Consider the following 20,210-nt stretch of genomic DNA (forward strand, 5'->3'; position numbering starts at 1 on the left):
GTGCCTCAACGCGCACTGGTTCCTGACGCTTGCGGATGCCGGCGAAAAGATGGAGGCTTGGCGCAGGTTCTACAATGAGGATCGGCCCCACAGCGCGATCGGATACAACGCCCCGATCTCGCTCCAAAACGTCCCTGGCGTGTCCGGCCCGCCAGCGTGACAGAGCCCGGAAATTCCAGAGCCGGGCGGCCTAACATTGGGGGCAGCTGGAGCGCTGTCTAAGGCGGGCGATCCGCTGGACCGGCTTGCGGGGGTGGTGGATTTCGAGCTGTTCCGGCCGGAGCTCGACAAGGCGGCGAAGCGGCCACCCATTCGGGGTTTGTCTTCTTCGTTCGCAGGTTGATCCGTCGGCGGGGGTCAACGCTGAGCGGCGCCTCAGTCTGATCGTCGGTCAGGCGGCCTACTTCCGAGTAGGGCTACCGCGCGAACTTCTTGTACTTGATCCGTTTCGGCTCCACCGCGTCCGGACCCAGGCGGCGGATCTTGTCGGTCTCGTAGTCCTCGAAATTCCCTTCGAACCACTCGACATGGCCCTCGCCCTCGAAGGCCAGCATGTGGGTGCAGACGCGGTCGAGGAAGAAGCGGTCGTGGCTGATCACCACCGCGCAGCCGGCGAAATCGACCAGGGCGTCCTCCAGGGCGCGGAGCGTCTCGACGTCGAGGTCGTTGGTCGGCTCGTCGAGGAGGAGCACGTTGCCGCCGGCGCGGAGCAGTTTCGCGAGGTGGACGCGGTTGCGTTCGCCGCCCGAGAGCATGCCGACCTTCTTCTGCTGGTCGGAGCCCTTGAAGTTGAAGGCCGAGCAATAGGCGCGGGAGTTCATCTCGGCGTCGCCGAGCTTCACCACGTCGAGCCCGTCGGAGATCTCCTCCCAGACGGTCTTCGCCCCGTCGAGCGCGTCGCGGGACTGGTCGACGTAGGAGAGCTGGACCGACTCGCCATAGGTGATCTCGCCGCCGTCGGGCGCTTCCTGGCCTGTCAGCATCCGGAAGAGCGTGGTCTTGCCGGCGCCGTTCGGGCCGATCACGCCGACGATGCCGCCGGGGGGCAGGCTGAAGGTGAGGCCCGAGATGAGCTCACGGTCGCCGTAGTGTTTCGAGATCCCCTCGACGCCGATCACGTTCTGGCCGAGGCGGGGTCCGTTCGGGATGACGATCTGGGCGGTGGTGATCTTCTCGCGCTCGGATTTCGAGGCCAGCTCGTTATAGGCGTTGATGCGCGCCTTCTGCTTGGCCTGCCGGGCCTTCGCGCCCTGGCGGATCCATTCGAGCTCGCGTGCCAGTGTCTTCTGCCGCGCCTTGTCCTCGCGCGCCTCCTGTTCCAGCCGCTTGGCCTTCTGTTCGAGCCAGGCCGAATAGTTGCCCTCGTAGGGGATGCCGCGGCCGCGGTCGAGTTCGAGGATCCAGCCGGTGATGTCGTCGAGGAAGTAGCGGTCGTGGGTGACGATCAGGATCGTGCCCTTGTATTCGATCAGGTGCTTCTGCAGCCAGGCGATGGTCTCGGCGTCGAGGTGGTTGGTCGGCTCGTCGAGGAGCAGCACGTCGGGGGCTTCGAGCAGCAGCTTGCAGAGCGCGACCCGGCGCCGCTCGCCCCCCGAGAGCGTGTCGACGCTCGCATCGTCGGGCGGGCAGCGCAACGCCTCCATCGCGATATCGACCTGCGCGTCGAGGTCCCAGAGGTTCTGCGCGTCGATCTGGTCCTGAAGCGCGGTCATCTCCTCCATGAGTTCGTCGGAGTAATCTTCCGCGACCTTCATCGCGACCTCGTTGTAGCGGTCGAGCAGGCCGCGCTTGGCGGCGACGCCCTCCATGACATTGCCGCGCACATCGAGCGCGGGGTCGAGGTCGGGCTCCTGGGCGAGATAGCCGACCGAGACACCCTTCGCCGCCCAGGCCTCGCCCTGGAAGTCCTTGTCCTGGCCCGACATGATGCGCAGCAGCGAGGACTTGCCCGAGCCGTTGACGCCGACGACGCCGATCTTGACGCCGGGCAGGAAGGAGAGGCGGATGTTCTCGAACACCTTCTTGCCGCCCGGATAGGCCTTGGTCAGGCCGTCCATGTGGAAGACGTATTGCGGCGTGGCCATGTCGGGATCCTCGGTGGCAAGAGTCGCGGGTTCCGACGGATGTAGCCGCTCGGGCGCGGGGGTGCAATCGAGGGCGGAAGGCGCCGAGGCAGCCGTCCGCCCTCCGCGCGTCAGCCGTTCGCAGGCCGCCCGCTTGCCTCCGCTGGCTTCTCGATCGCGGCGTTGGCCCATTGGACCACGCGTTCGAGCGCGTTGAAGAAAACGTCGATCGAGAAGCCGACGATGAAGGCGGTCATCAGCGATCCGAGGCCGAGGGTCGTGATGCCCAGGGCATCGCCGCTCGACGTGGTGGTCTGGAACCAGGCGATCAGGATCCCCGCGAGCGCGCCGAGCGAGACGCGCATGACCACCCTGGCGAGCCCGGGGTTCGGCCGAAGCGGGTTCAGGAACTGTCGCATGTAGTAGACGAAGGCCCCCAGCGCGCCGTAGAGCGCGGGAAGGAGCCAGTTGTTGACGACGGTCAGCATGTGTTCGAAATCATGGAGCTCGCTGTTGTCTCCGTTGCCCTTGGCGGATGGGATGACACCGAGCGCGTCGAGAAGGCACTCGCGGAGCGCCCGCACGTTCACAAGGGCAATCGCCGTCGTCCTGACATCCGCGCGCTGACCCAGAAAGGCGTTCATCACAGCCGCCTGATCGCCAGAGTCACAATTCGCGGGTGTCCGGACGCCGGGGTCTACGTAATCTGATGTCGTTTCGCGGAGATCTTCGTCATTCCGGAGACCATCTTTCGCCTCGGTTTCGGGTTTGGCAGGGAACCATGGTCCATACCTGAGGTAGAGATAGACACTTCGTGCTTGTTCTCGCCACATGATCCGCTGTTCGTAGAGGTTTGCGAAGCGCTGTTCATAACGAACGATGGATTCGTGCAACTGCCGCACATCATCGGTTGCTTCGAGCAAGAGCCCAAGGCGAGCCGTGTCAGGCTCGACCGGGCGTGTGGCGGGGGATGCGGCGGAGGCGGAGACGACCGGATCGGCGACCGCGTCCAGTGATGCGTCGGGTGTCTGGACCGTCGCCGCAAGGAGCGGCAGCAGCATCCTGCGCACGGCCTCGTCCTGATCCGCCAAGGATTGGGTGAACTCGAATTTCAGCAGTTCGGTCGTGCGGGCATGCCAGAGCGTGTAGTAGGAGGCCACGACGATCATGACAAAGGTGAGGACCAGGCAGAACGCGGGAACAGGACGTATGCGCCGGTACCATGCCCGTGCCGCGTAGGGATCCCATCCCGTCTTGAGGCCAACCAGGATGTCGGGTCCGACCGTTCTGACGGCCGTCCCGAGCGGTGCGCCTAGCGCCTTCATTTCGGGATTGGACCATTTGATCTCATCTCCGACAGCGGCCGCGTTCGAGACCGCTTCGTAGAACTCCGCGTCGGTTATCTGGCCCGAACGCATACCGAAAGCCGCGATGCGTTCGGCGTCTTCCACAATGCTTCTGGGTGTAGTCATCGCAACGACCCTTGAATGCGAGTTGTGAATAGCAATCCCCCTGTCACTGACAGCGATGGGAGGAAGTCTGCTCTAAAACGATAGGAACAGAAATTCGGTCGGGAATATTCGCGCAGAATACCACGCGGCCCCGAGTCGGGCAAAATGCCCGTGGCGGTCGTCGATGGAGCGTCGGGAGGAATGACGGCCGGCCTCGTGGCGAGCCGAGGCGCTCGTGAGGCGAGCCGGGGTTGAGGCGGGCTGTTCCGCGTGGCAAACCGGGGCCGCCCGCGTCGCAGGAGACCCGACATGACCCCGCTCGCCGCCCCTTTTCCGCATGGCCGCCCGCGACGGCTGCGCCGCACGCCCTGGATCCGCGATCTGGTGGCGGAGAACCGGCTGACGGCGAAGGATCTGATCTGGCCGATCTTCGTGCGCGAGGGCATCGACGTCGAGGAGCCGGTCGCCTCGCTCCCGGGCGTCTCGCGGCTCTCGGTCGACCGGGCCGTGCGCGCGGCGGAGCAGGCGGCGGAGCTTGGCATTCCCTGCGTCGCGCTCTTTCCCTATACCGAGGCTGCGGACAAGAACCCCGAGGCGACCGAGGCCTGGAACCCGGAGAACCTCGTGAACCGGGCGACGCGGGCGATCAAGGCGGCGGTGCCGGAGATCGGCGTGATGCTCGACGTGGCGCTCGATCCCTATAATTCCGACGGCCATGACGGGCTGGTGCGCGGGGGCGTGATCCAGAACGACGAGACGCTGATCGCGCTCGGCCAGATGGCGGTGGCGCAGGCCGAGGCGGGGGCGGATATCCTCGGGCCCTCGGACATGATGGACGGGCGGATCGGCTTCATCCGGCAACTGCTCGAGGAGCAGGATTTCTCCGACACGCTCATCATGAGCTACGCCGCGAAATACGCCTCCTGCTTCTACGGGCCGTTCCGCGACGCGGTGGGGGCGACGGCGGCGCTCGGGAGCGGGGACAAGAAGACCTATCAGATGGACCCGGCCAACGGCGACGAGGCGCTGCGCGAAGTGGCGATCGATCTCGCCGAGGGCGCGGACATGGTGATGGTGAAGCCGGGACTGCCCTATCTCGACATCTGCGCGCGGGTGAAGGCGGAGTACCGGGTGCCGACCTACGCCTATCAGGTCTCGGGCGAATACGCGATGATCGAGGCCGCGGCCGGGAACGGCTGGCTCGACGGCGACCGGGCGGCGGTGGAGAGCCTTCTCGCCTTCAAGCGCGCCGGTTGCGACGGGGTGCTCACCTATTTCGCGCCGAGGGTCGCGCGGCTCATCTCCGGCTAGGCTCGCCGGGAGGGCTCCGTGGCGGCGTGCCGCGCGGGGATGCGCGTGCCCGGATAACCCTGTCCGGCCACCCGGTCGCAGAGCGGAGCCCAGGAACAGGCGGCGCAGGCGGCGCGGATCGTTCTGGCGGCGAAAGCCCGGCGGAGCCTCGCGATCAGCGCGGCGTCGGGCTGGATATGGGCGCCGGGCGCGATCGCGGTGCGGAGCAGTTCGCGCACGGCCCGCGCCGCGCGCCGGTCGCGCTCGGTGATGCTCGGATCGTGGCAATGGATGCTGGGCGGGCCGTCCGGGCCGAGCAGGGGGGCGCAGACGTCGTCGGGGCCCGCCACCACGAGGATCGGCTCGCCATGCGCGATCCGCCCGGCCAGCCGGTCGTAGTTCGCGACGAAGGCGGGGGTGTAGCCCTTGCCGACATAGGTCAGCATGCAGAGCAGGTGATGGGGCCGCAGGCGGATCGTCATCGCCCGCGGACCCCGGAAGCCATCAGCGTGTGAACCGCTGCGCGCCGCCGAGCGCCGCCGCGCCGAGCGCCGATTTCAGGATGCCGCCGAGGATGAAGGGCGCCACGCCCGCGGCGAAGGCCGGGCCGGCGCCGATCATCACCGCGAGCCAGGCGCCGCCGAGCGCGAGGCAGAGCGCGTTGCCCGCGAGCATCGACGCGAAGGCGCGGAGCGGCCTCGACCCGTTCCATCCGCGTTCGGCCAGCCAGCCGGTCAGCATCGCGACGAGCGGGAAGGCGAGCAGGTAGCCACCGGTCGGTCCGAAAAACCGCGCGATCCCGACCGCGCCGCTGGGCGCGAAGACCGGAAGCCCGAGCGCGCCCTGTGCGAGCCAGGCGAGGACGGTCACCGCGCCGAGCCGCCAGCCGTAAAGCGCGCCGATCATCGTGACCGCGAAGGTCTGCATCGTCATCGGAACGGGGATCATCGGAACCTCGATCCGCGAGGCGACGGCGAGGATCAGCGTGCCGACGAGAACGGCGCCGACCTGCCATGCGCGGGACTTCTCGCGCGGACGCAGCGGGCTGAAGGTATCGGCGCCTTGGGCGATCTGGTTCATGTTGCCTCCTCATGGGCGTGGGGCTGTTCTTCCGGGGGCGCGGGGGCCGATCCGGTACACCGATCATGCAGGCCACAGAGGGACGGCGATGGCAAGCCCCCCGTTGGTCTCGCGATGGCCGGATGGGTCGGCAAGAAGCGCCCGATCGAATGCGACGCCTGGCGAGGAAGGCAAACGCGCTTGCCGGCATGTACTTGCTTTCATCGGGGGATATTCGCGGGAACGGACTCCAGGCCGCTTGGCCCGCGCCCGCGTTTCAGTTAACCTCTCCCGATCGAAACACCGGCGTCTGACCGGTGACGAGGCACAGAGCAGAAGGAACTCCCAGATGTCGCTTACGAGACGCGGCTTTATCGTGGCTGGCGGTGGCGCCACGCTCGCCGCCTGCACGTCGCGCACGCCCGAGGACGCGGCCGAGCGCCGCGCGGCGCTGAACGCGGAGATCGAGGAGGCGCGGCGGGAGATGCTCCAGATCCGGGGCGCCTCGGAGCTCGTCGCGGCGTCGCAGGGCGTCCTGATCATGCCCAACATCCGTCAGGTCGGCTTTTTCGCGGGCGGCGCCTATGGCGAGGGCGCGCTTTTCATCGGGCCGGCGATCGTCGAGTACTATTCGCTGTCGCTCGCCTCGGTCGGTTTCACCTTCGGCGCCGCGGCCTATAATCAGGCGCTGTTCTTCTCGACGAGCCAGGCGCTGCAGGACTTCCGCCTCGCCGATGGCTGGCAACTCGGCGCGGGCGTGCAGGTCGTGGGCGGCGAGGACGGGGTTTCCGCCGGGGTCAACACGACGCGGATGAACCGGCCGATCCAGGAGCTGGTCTTCGGTCAGCGCGGCCTCATCGCCGATGCGAGTTTCGCAGGAGCGAAGTACAACCGGATCGTCCGCTAGCAGGCGTGCCGGCGCGTCGGGCCTCAGTGCCCGACGCTGTCGGAGAGCAGGTTCACGACCAGGACCCCGGCGATGATGAGCCCGAGCCCGATGATCGCGGGCGTGTCCAGCCGCTGGCCGTCACGCGCCCAGGCGAGCGCCGCGACCAGCACGATGCCGAGCCCCGACCAGATCGCATAGACGATTCCCGTCGGCAACGTCCGCACGGTCAACGACAGCAGGTAGATCGCGACGGCGTAGCCGATCGCGCAGACGAGGCTCGGGATCGGACGGGTGAACCCGTCCGCCGAGCGTAGCGCCGAGGTCGCGACCACCTCGCAGACGATCGCGATGCCGAGCATCAGGGCGACATTCATCGGAAAACTCCCGGGGGAAAACTCCCGCTCCGCCGCCGTTTCTAGCAACTGAGCGGCTTGCGCGGCAAGTGCGGGCTGGACTTGGGGTGCCACCTCGGCGAAGGCTTGGGCGACGGACCGGAACAGGCGGATTCGCATGGAAGAATCGCTGAGGGGGGCGGTCGCGGCGCGGCGCGCGGAGATGATCGGCTGGACGCGCGCGATGATCCGCGTGCCGACCCTGAACCCGCCGGGGGAGCATTACCGGGAGATCTGCGAGCTCATCGCCGGCTGGCTCGCGCCGATGGGATTCGACTGCCGGTTCATCCGCGCGGAGGGCACGCCCGGCGACAGCGCGCGCTATCCGCGCTGGAACCTGCTCGCGCGACGCGAGGGCGCGCGGCCGGGTCCGACGGTGCATTTCAACGGCCATATCGACGTGGTCGAGGTCGGGCACGGCTGGACGCATGATCCTTTCGGCGGCGACCTGGTCGGCGGCCGCGTCTACGGGCGGGGCGCCTGCGACATGAAAGGAGGCATCGCCGCGGCGCTCGCCGCAGTCGCGGCCTTGCTGGAGGTCTGTCCGGATCTGCCCGGCGCCATCGAGGTCTCGGCGACGGCGGATGAGGAGACGGGGGGCTACGGCGGTGTCGCCTATCTCGCCGAGCGCGGTGTCTTCTCCCGCGTCGATCACGTCATCATCCCGGAGCCGCTCAACAAGGATCGTGTCTGCCTCGGCCACCGCGGCGTCTGGTGGGCGGAACTGGAGACGCTGGGGCGGATCGCGCATGGCTCGATGCCCTTCCTCGGCGATTGCGCGGCCCGGCACATGGGCGCGGTGCTGGCCGAGATGGAGGAGAGCCTTTATCCAACGCTCGCCGCCCGGCGCACGGCCATGCCGGTGGTGCCCCCGGCGGCGCGAGCCTCGACGCTCAACATCAATTCGATCCATGGCGGCCAGGCGGAGCCCGAGCCCGGGTTCGACGGCCTGCCGAGTCCGGTCGTCCCGGACAGCTGCCGGATGGTGATCGACCGCCGCTTTCTCGCCGAGGAGGAGCTTGGCGCGGTCAAGGCCGAGTTCCGCGAGACCGTCGAGCGGGCGCGGGCGCGGCGGCCGTTCGACTATCGCCTGCGCGACGTGCTGGAAGTGCTGCCGAGCATGGCGGACCGCGAGGGTCCGGTCGTGCGCGCGCTCTCGGGCGCGGTCCGCGAGGTGCTGGGCCGCGACCCGGATTATGTCGTCTCGCCGGGAACTTACGATCAGAAGCATATCGACCGGATCGGAAAGCTGCGCGACTGCGTTGCCTATGGGCCGGGAATTCTCGATCTGGCGCATCAGCCGGATGAATACGTGGAGGTCGAGGACATGCTCGATTCCGCGCTGGTGATGGCGCTGGCGCTGGAGCGGCTGCTCCGGCCGGGCCTGGAGGCTGGCGGCGGGGACCGCGGGCCAGGGGAGGGAGCATGAAGCGGAGTCTGTTGGGTCTGGCACTGGCGCTGGTCGTCGGGGCCTGGGCGAGCGCGGGAGTTGCCGCCGCGGCGCCGCGCACCGATATCGTGATCGGCATGCAGCTCGAGCCGCCGCATCTCGATCCGACCGCGGGGGCGGCGGCGGCGATCGACGAGGTCACCTACGCCAATGTCTTCGAGGGCCTGACACGCTACGGCCCCGACGGCGCGATCCACCCCGATCTGGCGGAAAGCTGGGAGATCGCGCCGGACGGGCTCTCCTGGGTCTTCCACCTGCGCCCCGGCGTGACCTTCCACGACGGGACGCCCTTCACCGCCGAGGATGTGGCCTTCTCGATCGACCGCGCCATGGCCGAGGGATCGCAGAACGCGCAGAAGCGGCTGTTCCAGGGCATCGCCTCGGTCAATGTCATCGACGACCAGACGGTCGAGATCGCGCTCGACGAGCCGAAGGCCTCGCTGCTCGCCAATCTCGCCTGGGGCGACGCAGTCATGGTCTCGCCCGCGACGGCTGAGAGCAACAAGACGCTTCCGGTCGGCACCGGCCCGTTCAAACTCGCGAACTGGGTCCAGGGCGACAGGATCGAGCTCGAGCGGAACCCGGATTACTGGGGGACCGCCGCCAAGCTCGACAAGGTGACGTTCAAGTTCATCTCCGACCCGACCGCCGCCTTCGCCGCGATGATGGCGGGCGATGTCGACGCCTTCCCGGTCTTTCCCGCGCCGGAGAACCTGCCGCAGTTCGAGGCGGACCCGCGGTTCACCGTTCTCGTCGGCTCCACCGAGGGCGAGACGATCCTCGCGATGAACAACGCCCGCCCGCCCTTGGACGACCCGCGCGTGCGCGCCGCCATCGCCCATGCGATCGACCGCCAGGCGATCATCGACGGGGCGATGTTCGGCTATGGCACGCCGATCGGCAGCCACTTCCCGCCGACCAACCCGGCCTACGAGGATCTGACCGGGCTGTCCGCCTACGACCCGGAACGGTCGAAGCAACTGCTGAGCGAGGCGGGCGCGGCCGAGGGGCTTCAGGTCACGCTGGCGCTGCCGCCGCCGGCCTATGCCCGCCGGGGTGGCGAGATCGTCGCCGCGCAACTCCGCGCCGTGGGGATCGATGTCGGGATCGCCAATGTCGAATGGGCGCAGTGGCTGGAGCAGGTCTTCACGAACAAGGACTTCGACCTGACCATCGTCGCGCATACCGAACCCGACGACATCGATATCTACGCCCGCGACGACTATTACTTCGGCTATCGCGACCCGGTGATGCGGGCGCTCTGGTCGGGCTATCAGCGCGACACGGCGGAGGCCGACCGTGTGGAGCTGCTGCGCGCGATGCAGGAGCGGATCGCCGCCCGCCATGTGAACGGGTTCCTGTTCCAGCTGCCGAAGACGGGTGTCGCGGACCAGCGGATCAAGGGGTTGTGGGTCGACATGCCCACACCGGCCAACGACATGACGGCGGTCGAGTGGATGGAATGATCCGCGCGAGCGGTCTGGCCCGGTGAGCGAGGCGGGAGCGGCGGGCCGGGGCGGCGTGGCGCGGCATTTCCGGCGCCACATCCGCTTCTACCTCGCGGCGCTCGGCGGTGTCCTGGCCTTCGCGCTGGCCGTCGGCGCCTCCGGCCCGACGCGGATTCTGCTCGGCGGGGACGTGTTCTTCCTGCTCTATCTCGCCTTGCTGCTGCGGCTCGTCCACCGGTCGACTCCGCGGACGCTCCGGGCGCGCGCCGCGAGCGACGACGAGGGGCTGACGGTCATTCTGGGGCTCACCTTCTTCGCGGTCATCTTCGTCCTGACGGCCGTCTTCCTGGTGTTGAACGACCCGCGCCGGATGTCGCCGATCATGCCGGGGCTCGCGATCCTGAGCGCGCCGCTGGTCTGGGCGGTGGTGCATCTGCTGCTGACGTTCCATTACGCCGATCTCTACTACTCGCCGGCGACACCCGCGCCCGAGGGCGAAACGCCGCCGGGCGACGCCGGCGGGCTCGAATTTCCCGGCACGCGCGAGCCCGGCATCGGCGATTTCGCCTATCATGCCTTCGTGATCGGGATGACCTCGCAGGTCTCCGATGTGGATGTCTCTTCGCGGTCCATGCGCCGGACGACGCTGGCGCATGGGATCTTCGCCTTTTTCTACAACACGGTGCTGATCGCACTCGCCGTGAACGCCGCGGTGACCTTCGCGACCTGACCAGCGGTCGCGTTCCGGCCGGGGTTGGCAAGGGCCGCGTGGCGGGGATAGGGTCCGCGCAGCCGAAGGACTGACCGGACCCGTGATACGATACCTGACCACCCGCGGTCTCGCGCTGGCGCTCAGCCTCTGGGTCGCGAGCCTCGTGATCTTCCTCGTCCTGAACGTCGTGCCGGGCGATCCGGCGCGCTACATGCTCGGCATGAACGCGGCGCCCGAGACCGTCGCCACGCTGCGCGCCGAACTTGGCCTCGACCGGCCGGCACCGGCGCGCTACCTCGCCTGGATGGGCGGTATGCTCCAGGGCGATTTCGGCATCTCCTATACCTATCGCACACCGGTGTCGGAGATGATCCTCGACCGGGTCGGCGTCTCGCTTCCGCTCGCGCTCTACGCGCTCGTGCTCTCGACGGCGATCGCGCTGCCGGTCGGGCTCTTCGCGGCGGCGAGGCGCGGGACGGCGGCGGAGACCGGGGTGATGGCGGCGACGCAGCTTGGCATCGCCGTGCCGAATTTCTGGCTCGCGATGCTGCTGGTCCTGGTCTTCGCCGTGCGGTTGCGATGGTTCGCGGCGGGCGGCTTCCCGGGCTGGGACGCCGGGATTCTCGCCGGGCTGAAGGCGCTGACCCTGCCCGCGGTCGCGCTTGCCGTGCCACAGGCCGCGATCCTTTCGCGCATCGCCCGCTCCGCGCTGATCGAGACGCTGGGCGAGGATTTCATCCGCACCGCCCGCGCCAAGGGCCTGACGCGGGGACAGGCGCTCACCCGCCATGCGCTCCGCAACGCGATGATCCCGGTCCTGACCATCATCGGACTGCAATTTTCCTTCCTGCTCGCGGGGGCGATCATCATCGAGAACGTCTTCTTCCTGCCGGGCCTCGGGCGGCTGGTCTTCCAGGCGATCAGCCAGCGCGACCTGATCGTGGTGCAATCGGTGGTGATGCTGCTGGTCTGCGCCGTGATCCTCGTCACCTTCCTCGTCGACATCCTCTACGCGGTCGTCGATCCGAGGCTGCGGCGGCGATGACGCGCGGGGTTCTCATCGGCGCCGGGCTGACGGCGGTGCTCGTCCTCGCCGCGCTCCTCTCGCTCGTCTGGACGCCGCATGACGTGGCGGCGATCGATATCGCGGCGAAGCTTCAGGGGTCCTCGGCCGCGCACTGGCTCGGCACCGATCATTTCGGCCGCGACCTCTTCTCGATGATCCTCGTCGGTGCCCGGGTCTCGCTCGCGGTCGCGCTGGTCGCGGTCGGCATCGGCGCGGGGCTCGGCGTGCCGCTCGGCCTCATCGCCGCCGCGCGGCGCGGGAGCGTCGTGGACGAGGTGGTCACGCGGGCGAATGACGTGATCTTCGCCTTCCCGTCGCTCCTGATCGCGATCCTCATCACGGCGGTCTTCGGGCCTTCGGCTCTCAATGCGATCATCGCCATCGGCATCTTCAACATCCCGGTCTTCGCGCGCCTGACCCGGGGCGCCGCGCTCGCGCTCTGGCAGCGGGATTTCGTGCTGGCGGCGCGGGTGGCGGGCAAGGGCGACGCGCGGATCTCGGTCGAGCACATCCTCCCCAACCTCGCGGACCTCCTGATCGTGCAGGCGACGATCCAGTTCTCGCTCGCCATCCTCGCCGAGGCGGCGCTCTCCTATGTCGGGCTCGGGGCGCAGCCGCCGACGCCCTCCTGGGGGCGGATGCTCGCCGACAGCCAGACGATGATCGCGATCGCGCCCCGGCTCGCGTTGGTGCCAGGGCTTGCGATCGTGCTCGCCGTCCTCGGCCTCAATCTGCTTGGCGACGGGCTGCGGGACATGCTCGATCCCCGGACACGGCGGGCGCGCGCGTGAGGGTGGGTGGCGAAGGCGTCGCGATCGAGGGCGTGACGGTCACGATCGGCCGGCGCCGCGTGCTCGGCGGCGAGAGCGGCGTGTCGCTCGCGGTCAGTCCCGGCGAGATCCTCGGGCTGATCGGCGAGAGCGGGTCGGGCAAGTCCATGACCGCGCTTGCGATCTCGCGCCTGCTGCCGCACGGGGCGGTGGCGGGAGGCAGGGTGCTGCTCGGCGGGCGCGATCTCTTCGGGGTGTCGGAGCGGGAGATGTGCGGCGTGCGCGGCCGCGATATCGGGATGATCTTCCAGGAGCCGATGACGGCGCTCAACCCGCTGATGACGATCGGGGATCAGGTCGCGGAGACCGCGCGGGTCCATGGCGGCGCCTGGCGGGCCGAGGCGGCGGCGCTGGCGCGCGAGGCGCTCGACCGGGTCGGGCTCGCGGAGATCCCCGCGAGCCGCTATCCGCACGAGCTCTCCGGCGGGCAGCGGCAGCGCGTCGGGATCGCGATGGCGGTCGCCTTGCGCCCGCGGCTTCTGATCGCCGACGAGCCGACGACCGCGCTCGATGTGACGACGCAGGCGCGGGTGCTCGATCTCATCCGCCGACTGGTCCGCGAGGACGGCATCGCCTGCCTGATGATCACGCATGATCTCGCGGTGGTGGCCGAGATGGCCGACCGGCTCGCGATCATGACGGAGGGCCGGATCGTCGAGACCGGGCCGACCGCTTCCGTGCTCGGCGCGCCGATCCACTCCTACACCCGCGCGCTTCTCGCGGCCTCGACGCATCGTCCCGTGATGCCCGCGCGGCCACGTGGCGGCGTGCTCGCCGAGGCGGCGGGTCTCGTGCGTGAGTATCCCGCCGGGCCGCGGCGGCTTCTCGGTCGGCGCGCGGTGTTCCGGGCGCTCGACGGGGTGAGCTTCTCGCTCGACGAGGGCGAGAGTCTCGGGCTCGTTGGCGAGAGCGGCTCGGGCAAGTCCACGCTCGGGCGCGCGGTGCTGGGGCTTGAGCGGCTTCAAGGCGGCGTGGTCAGGGTCGATGGCGCCCCGGTCGGCCCGGATGCGCGCATGGCGCCTGAGACGCGGCGCGCGGTTCAGGCGGTGTTCCAGGACCCCTACGGCAGTTTCGACCCGCGCCACCGCGTCGCCCGGCTGGTCGCGGAGCCGTTTCACCTCGTCCCGAACGCGCCCAAAGGCGCGGCCCGGCGCCGCGCGGTCGAGGCGGCGCTGGAGGCGGTGGGGCTGAGCGCGGCCGACATGGAGAAATACATCCACGAATTCTCCGGCGGCCAGCGGCAGCGGATCGCGATCGCCCGCGCGCTGATCACCCGGCCCCGGCTCATCGTGCTCGACGAGGCGGTCTCGGCGGTCGACGCCCGGGCGCGGGCACGCATCCTCGACCTGCTCGCTGACCTCGCCGGACGCTTCGGTCTGAGCTACCTTTTCATCAGCCACGACCTCACGGTGGTCCGGGCGATCACCGATCGGGTGATGGTGATGAAGGCCGGGGAGATCGTCGAACAGGGGCCGACCGTGGATGTGCTGAGCCGGCCCGCCCATGCCTACACGAAGGCGCTGATCGCCGCGGCGCCGGAACTGGAGATCGCGTCATGATGATGGTGGGCCCGAGGAATCTGATCACCGATGTGCCGGGGCTTCTGGTCGGCAACGCGGGCGACGCGCGGCTCAAGTCCGGCGTCACGGTACTGACGGCCGAGGCGCCTTTCGTCGCGGCCGTCGATGTGCGGGGCGGCGCGCCGGGAACCCGCGAGACGGATCTGCTCGATCCCGGCCGGCTGGTCGAGGCGATCGACGCGCTCGTGCTCTCCGGCGGCTCGGCCTTCGGGCTCGACGCCGCCTCGGGCGTGGTCGAGGGACTGCGCGCGGCGGGCCGGGGCTTCCTGGTCGGTGAGATGCGCGTGCCGATCGTGCCCTCGGCGATCCTGTTCGATCTGCTGAACGGCGGGGCGAAGGACTGGGAGGAGAACCCCTATCCCGCGCTCGGGCGCGCCGCGCTCGCCGAGGCGGCCGAGGATTTCGCCATCGGCACGGTGGGGGCGGGCATCGGCGCCACGACCGCGACGGTGAAGGGCGGGCTCGGCTCGGCCTCGCTGGTGCTCGAAAACGGCGCGACGGTCGGAGCTCTCGCCGCCGCCAATGCGATGGGCGGTGTGCTGGTGCCGGGGACGCGCCGGTTCTGGGCCGCGCCCTTCGAGATCGGTGGAGAATTCGGCGGGCTCGGCTCGCATCCCGACCCGGTGCCGCCCTTCACGGCGCGGCCGATGAAACCGGGTCCGGACGACGAGCCGGGGCTCGAAGCCGCGCGGGCGAATACCACGATCGCCATCGTCGCGACCGATGTGGGGCTCGACAAGGCCGGTGCGAAACGGCTCGCGGTGGCGGCGCATGACGGGCTCGCCCGCGCGATCCATCCGGCGCATACACCCTTCGACGGCGATCTCGTCTTCGGCGTCTCGATGGGCGCGCGGCCCGTGGAAGGGCCGTTCGAGCAGATGCAGCTTGGTCACGCGGCGGCGATCTGCCTCGCGCGCGCCATCGCCCGCGCCGTCCATGCCGCGAGCCCGGAGCCCGGCGACCGGATGCCCTGCTGGTCGCAGCTCAGGGATTGAGGCCCCCAAACCTCGTCCGAATCCTTGCCGGAAGCTTGACGGATCGTCGCGCATTGCAGGAACAGAACGCGACCGCGGTAAGATCGGGTTCAGCATCGCCGCGGTAGTCAGACCCTCGGGGAACGGGGGTAACCATGGACACGACTCGCAACATCACGATCATCAAGCGGCGCAAGGTGGTCATGGAGGGCCATCACGGCGGCGCATGGAAGGTGGCCTACGCCGATTTCGTCACGGCGATGATGGCGTTCTTCCTGCTCATGTGGCTGCTCAGCGCCACGGATCAGACGACGCGCGAGGGGCTCGCGGATTTCTTCAGCCCGACGATCCCGATCCACCAGATCAATGGCGGCGGCGATGGCCCGTTCGAGGGCATGGGCATGTTCGGCGCCGGGACGGATTTCGTCGCGCCGAAGCCCGAGCCCGGAAAATCCGAGGCGCGGGGCGCGAATGACGACGCCCGCCTCGCCGAGATTCAGAAGGCGCTGGCCGCGACGAGCGGCGACGCGGCGCGGGCCGACCCGCTTCTGCGTCACATCGCGACACGGATCACCGACGAGGGGCTGATCATCGACATCTTCGACGTGCCGGGCTCGCCGCTCTTCGATGCGCGGGGCGCGAAACCCAACCCGATCCTCGACGAACTGCTCGCGATGATCGGCCGGGTGATCGCCCGCGCGCGCAATCCGGTCGCGGTCACCGGCCATCTCGCGCCGGGCGATGCGATGGGCGAGGACGGCTTGCCGGGCTTCGGCCAGCCCGTCGATCCCTGGCGTCTCTCCGCCGAGCGCGCGCAGGCGGCGCGCATGCTGCTGACCGGGGCGGGGGTCACCGAGGCGCGGCTCGCCCGTGTCGCCGGCAAGGCTGACCGGGCGCCCGCGACCGACCTGCCGGACGATCCCCGCAACCGCCGGATCGAGGTCACGCTGCTCCGCCGTTTCGACGACGCGCGCCGTTAGCCGATACCGTCAACCCGGCCCGTTAGCCCATTCTTAAGCGGCGGCGCCGATGGTGGCCCCCGGACGGCGCCGCGCCGCGCGTTCCCGAGGCGAGAGCCCGAGGGACCGCGCCCGACCCGGCCCGGGCGAATCCCAAGGCTAGCAGGAGCACTCATGGGCATTTCTTCCTCGTTGAACGCGGGCGTGTCGGGCCTCAACGCGAATTCGAACAAGCTCGCGACCATCTCGGACAACATCGCCAATTCCCAGACCAACGGGTACAAGCGCGCCGACATGGACTTCTCGTCGCTGACGGTCAACGACTCGCGCGGCGCCTATACGGTAGGGGGCGGCCGGGCCTACGGGGCGGGAGGTGTCGCCACCTCGGCGATGTTCGACATCGAGGCGAAGGGGGCGATCACCGGCACGACCAATTCGACCGATATCGCGATCGCCGGGCGCGGGCTCCTGCCGGTGACCTCGCTCGCCTCGGTCGGCCAGACCGCGGTGACGCAGGATTTGAAGCTCACCTCCACCGGGTCCTTCGAGCTCAACGCTGACGGCTATCTGACGACGCAGTCGGGGCTCGTTTTGCTCGGCTGGCCGGCCGACGCGACGGGCGAGGTGGCCGAATTCCCGCGCGACACCTCCTCCTCGCTCGAAGCGATCCATGTGAACCTCTCGGGCTCCGCCTCGCGGCCGACCAGCAACATCGTCCTGAGCGCGAACCTGCCCGCCACCTCGACGATGTCTGGCGCGGATGGTGACGTGGAGGCGATGACGGTCGAATATTTCGACAATCTCGGCACGTCGCAGAGCCTCGCGCTCAGCTTCACGCCGAGCGTGCCCGGCACCGGGGCGAGCAACGCGTGGACGCTCGATCTCGTCGATCAGGCGAGCGGTCTCTCGGCGGGCAGCTATGAACTCACCTTCAGCGCGGGCGCGGGCAACGCGGGCAATCTCCTGTCCGTCGGCCAGCTTTCCGCCGGATCGGCGCCTCCCTCGACGAGCTATGACGATGCGACGGGTGTGCTGACGCTCGAACTCGCCGATCAGACGATCACGATGCAGATCGGCTCGACCGATCCCGCCGGATCGCATTATCTCACCCAGCTTTCGACCGTGTTCTCGACCTCGGGCGTGACCAAGGACGGCAACGCGGCGGGAACCTTCACCGGGCTCTCGATCGACGAGAAGGGCTACCTGAGCGCGAACTACTCGACCGGGTTCAGCCGGGTGATCTACCAGGTGCCGGTCGCCGACGTGCCGAACATGAACGGGCTCCGAGTGCTCGACAACCAGTCTTTCGCGGTCTCGCCGCAGAGTGGCGCGGTTTTCCTCTATGACGCGGGATCGGGTCCGGCCGGATCGATCGAAGGCTTCGCGCTGGAGCAGTCGACGACCGACACCGCCCAGGAACTGACCCAGCTCATCCAGACCCAGCGGGCCTATTCGTCGAACGCGAAGATCATCCAGACCGTCGACGAGATGCTGCAGGAAACCACCAACCTCAAGCGATAACGCGCGAGCCGAGTAGGGTCAGGCCATGAGCATATCCAACGCGCTGAACAGCGCCGCCTCCGGTCTCCGGGCGACGTCGAAACTGGCGAGCACGATCTCGAACAATGTCTCGAACGCGCTCACACCCGGCTATGCCAGCCGCGCGACCGAGCTCAGTTCGGTGACCGCCGGCGGGCTCGGCTCCGGCGTCCGGGTCGCCGGCACGACGCGGGCCGAGCATCCCTACCTCACCGCGGAGCGCCGCGTCGCGGAGGCGGCGGCCGAGGCGAGCAGCGTGCGCGCCGACGCCCACGCCCGCCTTGTCGGCGCGATGGGCGAGGCCGGGGCGGCGGGGTCGCTCTCGGCGAGCGCCACCGCGTTTGAGACGGCGCTCATCGCGGCCAGCGCCACGCCACAATCGCCCGCGCTGCTCGGCACCGCGGTGGAGGCGGCGCGGGCGCTTGCAACGTCGCTCACCTCGACCGCCGCCGTGGCCGCGCAGGTCCGGAGCGAGGCGGAAACCGCCATCGCGGCGCAGGTCGAGACGCTCAACGCGACACTGCATCGGATCGAGGATCTGAACGGCAAGATCGTCAGCCTTTCGTTGCAGGGGGTCGATACCCTCTCGCTTCAGGATCAGCGCGCGACGCTGATCGACCAGATCTCGACCATCGTTCCGCTCAAGACCGTGAACCGCGGCGACGGCGCGGTCGCGCTCTATGCGCAGGGCGGCGGCGTCCTGCTCGACGGCGCGGTCTGGGAGGTCGGGTTCACGGCGGCGCCGAATGGCGTGACCTCCGAGATGACGCTCGAAAACGGTGCGCTGAGCGGGCTGACGCAGCGGCAGGGCACGCTGACCGTCGATCTCGATGTCGGGACCGGCAGGGGCCGCCTCGACGGCGGCTCGCTCGGCGCGCTCTTCGAGGTGCGCGACAGTCTCGTGCCCGGCGTCACGGCGGAGCTCGATCTCTACGCCGCCGATCTCATCGCGCGGTTCGAGGAACTCGCACCCGCTTCCGCGCTCGACGCGGGCGGGGAGGGGCTTTTCGTCGACGCGGCCGGGACCGGCGCGACGGCGGGGCTCGCGGGCAGGATCGGCCTCAACGCCGCCGTCGATCCGGCGGCGGGCGGCGCGGCCTGGCGGCTCCGCGACGGGCTCGGCGCCGCCGACCCGGGCGCCGAGGGCGATGGGAGCACGCTGCAGGCGCTCGCAGATGCGATGACGGCGAAACGCGACCCGGCGGGGTTCGCGTCGCAGACGGCGCGGAACGACTCGGCGACCATGGCCTCCGAGATCTCGTCCTATTTCACCGGCCGTTCGGCCCGCGCGGATGACGATCTCGCCTTCCAGACCGCCCGCGCCGACGCGCTCGGCGAGGAGGAGCTGAACGTCACCGGCGTCGACAGCGACGGACAGTTGCAACTCCTGACCGCCGTGGAGCGCGCCTATGCCGCCAATGCCAAGGTTCTGTCGACGATCGACGAACTGATGCGGGTCCTGTTGGAGATCTGAGAACCATGAAGATCGCGGGTACTTCCGACCTCGGCCGGCTCGCGGGGCTGAAACGCGCCTCGGCCGAGACGCGGGCGGCCATGGGCAAGGCCGCGACGGAGATGACCACGGGCGAGAAGACGAGCCGCCTCGACGCGACCTCGGGCGACATCACCCGGCTCTTCGCGGTCGAGCGCGCCTTCGACCGCAACGCGGCCTTCTCGAACACCGTCGCGCTGGCCGGGTCGCGGCTCGACATGACGCAGAACGCGCTCGGCCTCATCCTGTCGCCGGTGCAGGATCTCGCGGACGGATTGGCGACCACGGCCGGCATGGGCGACGTGGCGGCGAGCCTCATTCATGCGAACCGCGCGTGCGAGGCTTTCGCCGATACGGTCAACGCGCTCAATACGCGCGCGGGCGGCCTGTCGCTCTTCGCGGGTACCGCGACCGACACCGCCGCGCTGGCCCCGGCCGAGATGATGCTCGCCGAGCTCGACACGATCGCGGGCGCGGCGGGGACGGCGGCGGAGGCGATCGACGCGATTAACGCCTGGTTCGCGCCGGGCGGGGGCTTTCATGCCAGCGGCTATGTCGGTTCGGCGGACGATCTGGCGCCCGCGGATCTCGGCGAGGGCCGGCGGCTCGACTACGCGGTGCGGGCCGACGCGGAGGAGCTGACCGAGGTGCTCCGGGCGCAGGCGCTCGCCGCCGTGGTCGCGGGCGGCGCCTTCGCGGGGAATAGCGGTGCCCAGATGGAGATCCTCGATGCCTCGGGCGTCGCGATGATGTCGGCGCGGGAGGGGCTGCTCGATCTGCGCTCCGCCGTCGGCGTGTCGCAGGAGACGGTCGAGAACGCCAAGGCCGCGCGGACGGCGGAGAAGGACACGCTCGATCTGGCGCGGAACGCGATCATGTCCGTCGATATGGGCGAATCGGCCACGATCTATCAGGCCTTCGAGACGCAGTTGCAGACGATATACACGGTGACCGCGCGGCTCGGCGAGCTTTCCTTCGTCAAGTACATGTAGGCCCCGGGCGATGCGCTTCCTCCT

19 protein-coding genes are annotated in these 20,210 nt (G+C 69.2%); 14 read left to right on the plus strand and 5 right to left on the minus strand.

The window, feature by feature from the left end:
* Positions 1-160 (plus strand): integrase core domain-containing protein (locus ACLJK8_RS06045; RefSeq protein WP_413149308.1); only part of this gene is annotated, 160 nt, incomplete at its 5' end.
* 256 nt (positions 161-416) lie between these two features.
* Here ACLJK8_RS06045 and ettA read toward each other — a convergent pair.
* Both ettA and ACLJK8_RS06055 read right to left on the minus strand, forming a co-directional pair.
* Positions 417-2,084 carry an energy-dependent translational throttle protein EttA gene (gene ettA / locus ACLJK8_RS06050; RefSeq protein ID WP_413149208.1) on the minus strand — a complete coding sequence of 556 codons (1,668 nt, stop codon included), beginning with the start codon at positions 2,082-2,084 and terminating at the stop codon, positions 417-419.
* A gap of 110 nt (positions 2,085-2,194) precedes the next feature.
* Positions 2,195-3,514: a hypothetical protein gene (locus ACLJK8_RS06055; protein ID WP_413149209.1), complete on the minus strand. Its 1,320-nt coding sequence runs from the start codon at positions 3,512-3,514 to the stop codon at positions 2,195-2,197.
* A gap of 309 nt (positions 3,515-3,823) precedes the next feature.
* On the opposite strand from ACLJK8_RS06055, the gene hemB reads away from it, so the two are divergent.
* Positions 3,824-4,825, plus strand: coding sequence for a porphobilinogen synthase (gene hemB / locus ACLJK8_RS06060; protein ID WP_413149210.1), 1,002 nt, complete (start codon positions 3,824-3,826; stop codon positions 4,823-4,825).
* Here the strand turns inward: hemB and ACLJK8_RS06065 are convergent.
* Positions 4,822-5,286 (minus strand): DUF1284 domain-containing protein, encoded by a 465-nt coding sequence (locus tag ACLJK8_RS06065; RefSeq protein ID WP_413149211.1) that lies wholly within the window; start codon positions 5,284-5,286, stop codon positions 4,822-4,824. The genes hemB and ACLJK8_RS06065 overlap by 4 nt on opposite strands.
* A gap of 22 nt (positions 5,287-5,308) precedes the next feature.
* A complete protein-coding gene (locus tag ACLJK8_RS06070; protein WP_413149212.1) occupies positions 5,309-5,884 on the minus strand; it encodes a biotin transporter BioY in 576 nt (191 codons plus the stop codon).
* Between the two features lie 328 nt (positions 5,885-6,212).
* Between ACLJK8_RS06070 and ACLJK8_RS06075 the strand changes: the two genes are divergently transcribed.
* Positions 6,213-6,770, plus strand: coding sequence for a YSC84-related protein (locus ACLJK8_RS06075; protein ID WP_413149213.1), 558 nt, complete (start codon positions 6,213-6,215; stop codon positions 6,768-6,770).
* A 23-nt stretch (positions 6,771-6,793) separates the two neighbouring features.
* On the opposite strand, the gene ACLJK8_RS06080 is transcribed toward ACLJK8_RS06075, so the two are convergent.
* Positions 6,794-7,126 carry an SMR family transporter gene (locus ACLJK8_RS06080; RefSeq protein WP_413149214.1) on the minus strand — a complete coding sequence of 111 codons (333 nt, stop codon included), beginning with the start codon at positions 7,124-7,126 and terminating at the stop codon, positions 6,794-6,796.
* 136 nt (positions 7,127-7,262) lie between these two features.
* Here ACLJK8_RS06080 and ACLJK8_RS06085 point away from each other — a divergent pair, with 136 nt between their 5' ends.
* The 11 genes from ACLJK8_RS06085 (at position 7,263) to ACLJK8_RS06135 (ending at position 20,186) form a co-directional block, all read left to right on the plus strand.
* Positions 7,263-8,573, plus strand: a complete 1,311-nt coding sequence (locus ACLJK8_RS06085; RefSeq protein WP_413149215.1) for an acetylornithine deacetylase/succinyl-diaminopimelate desuccinylase family protein — start codon at positions 7,263-7,265, stop codon at positions 8,571-8,573.
* On the plus strand, positions 8,570-10,060 hold the full coding sequence (locus tag ACLJK8_RS06090; protein WP_413149216.1) for an ABC transporter substrate-binding protein: 1,491 nt from the start codon (positions 8,570-8,572) through the stop codon (positions 10,058-10,060). The genes ACLJK8_RS06085 and ACLJK8_RS06090 overlap by 4 nt, the downstream gene beginning before the upstream one ends.
* Before the next feature lie 22 nt (positions 10,061-10,082).
* Complete coding sequence (locus ACLJK8_RS06095) at positions 10,083-10,772, plus strand: DUF1345 domain-containing protein (protein WP_413149217.1); 690 nt, start codon at positions 10,083-10,085, stop codon at positions 10,770-10,772.
* Between the two features lie 82 nt (positions 10,773-10,854).
* Positions 10,855-11,799, plus strand: coding sequence for an ABC transporter permease (locus ACLJK8_RS06100; RefSeq protein WP_413149218.1), 945 nt, complete (start codon positions 10,855-10,857; stop codon positions 11,797-11,799).
* The gene (locus ACLJK8_RS06105) at positions 11,796-12,611 is read left to right on the plus strand and encodes an ABC transporter permease (protein WP_413149219.1); all 816 of its coding nucleotides are present in this window, start codon (positions 11,796-11,798) and stop codon (positions 12,609-12,611) included. The genes ACLJK8_RS06100 and ACLJK8_RS06105 overlap by 4 nt, the downstream gene beginning before the upstream one ends.
* The gene (locus ACLJK8_RS06110) at positions 12,608-14,209 is read left to right on the plus strand and encodes a dipeptide ABC transporter ATP-binding protein (protein WP_413149220.1); all 1,602 of its coding nucleotides are present in this window, start codon (positions 12,608-12,610) and stop codon (positions 14,207-14,209) included. Before ACLJK8_RS06105 ends, ACLJK8_RS06110 begins: the two co-directional genes overlap by 4 nt.
* Complete coding sequence (locus ACLJK8_RS06115; RefSeq protein WP_413149309.1) at positions 14,209-15,225, plus strand: P1 family peptidase; 1,017 nt, start codon at positions 14,209-14,211, stop codon at positions 15,223-15,225. Before ACLJK8_RS06110 ends, ACLJK8_RS06115 begins: the two co-directional genes overlap by 1 nt.
* Before the next feature lie 134 nt (positions 15,226-15,359).
* A complete protein-coding gene (locus ACLJK8_RS06120; RefSeq protein ID WP_413149221.1) occupies positions 15,360-16,184 on the plus strand; it encodes a flagellar motor protein MotB in 825 nt (274 codons plus the stop codon).
* Between the two features lie 153 nt (positions 16,185-16,337).
* Positions 16,338-17,684, plus strand: a complete 1,347-nt coding sequence (locus tag ACLJK8_RS06125) for a flagellar hook protein FlgE (RefSeq protein WP_413149222.1) — start codon at positions 16,338-16,340, stop codon at positions 17,682-17,684.
* Between the two features lie 25 nt (positions 17,685-17,709).
* Entirely contained in the window at positions 17,710-19,176 is a 1,467-nt protein-coding gene (gene flgK / locus ACLJK8_RS06130; RefSeq protein ID WP_413149223.1) for a flagellar hook-associated protein FlgK, read from the plus strand.
* Positions 19,177-19,181: 5 nt separating this feature from the next.
* Entirely contained in the window at positions 19,182-20,186 is a 1,005-nt protein-coding gene (locus ACLJK8_RS06135; RefSeq protein ID WP_413149224.1) for a flagellin, read from the plus strand.
* The last annotated feature ends 24 nt before the right edge of the window (positions 20,187-20,210 follow it).

It is taken from the genome of Amaricoccus sp. W119, assembly GCF_047275745.1.
Lineage (GTDB): Bacteria > Pseudomonadota > Alphaproteobacteria > Rhodobacterales > Rhodobacteraceae > Amaricoccus.

Coding starts and splice junctions, on each gene's coding strand:
- ACLJK8_RS06135 (WP_413149224.1), top strand. CDS start 19,182: ATGAAGATCGCGGGTACTTCCGACCTCGGCCGGCTCGCGGGGCTGAAA.
- ACLJK8_RS06070 (WP_413149212.1), bottom strand. CDS start 5,884: ATGAACCAGATCGCCCAAGGCGCCGATACCTTCAGCCCGCTGCGTCCG.
- ACLJK8_RS06085 (WP_413149215.1), top strand. CDS start 7,263: ATGGAAGAATCGCTGAGGGGGGCGGTCGCGGCGCGGCGCGCGGAGATG.
- ACLJK8_RS06125 (WP_413149222.1), top strand. CDS start 16,338: ATGGGCATTTCTTCCTCGTTGAACGCGGGCGTGTCGGGCCTCAACGCG.
- ACLJK8_RS06120 (WP_413149221.1), top strand. CDS start 15,360: ATGGACACGACTCGCAACATCACGATCATCAAGCGGCGCAAGGTGGTC.
- ACLJK8_RS06115 (WP_413149309.1), top strand. CDS start 14,209: ATGATGGTGGGCCCGAGGAATCTGATCACCGATGTGCCGGGGCTTCTG.
- ACLJK8_RS06065 (WP_413149211.1), bottom strand. CDS start 5,286: ATGACGATCCGCCTGCGGCCCCATCACCTGCTCTGCATGCTGACCTAT.
- ACLJK8_RS06075 (WP_413149213.1), top strand. CDS start 6,213: ATGTCGCTTACGAGACGCGGCTTTATCGTGGCTGGCGGTGGCGCCACG.
- ettA (WP_413149208.1), bottom strand. CDS start 2,084: ATGGCCACGCCGCAATACGTCTTCCACATGGACGGCCTGACCAAGGCC.
- ACLJK8_RS06090 (WP_413149216.1), top strand. CDS start 8,570: ATGAAGCGGAGTCTGTTGGGTCTGGCACTGGCGCTGGTCGTCGGGGCC.
- ACLJK8_RS06080 (WP_413149214.1), bottom strand. CDS start 7,126: ATGAATGTCGCCCTGATGCTCGGCATCGCGATCGTCTGCGAGGTGGTC.
- hemB (WP_413149210.1), top strand. CDS start 3,824: ATGACCCCGCTCGCCGCCCCTTTTCCGCATGGCCGCCCGCGACGGCTG.
- flgK (WP_413149223.1), top strand. CDS start 17,710: ATGAGCATATCCAACGCGCTGAACAGCGCCGCCTCCGGTCTCCGGGCG.
- ACLJK8_RS06105 (WP_413149219.1), top strand. CDS start 11,796: ATGACGCGCGGGGTTCTCATCGGCGCCGGGCTGACGGCGGTGCTCGTC.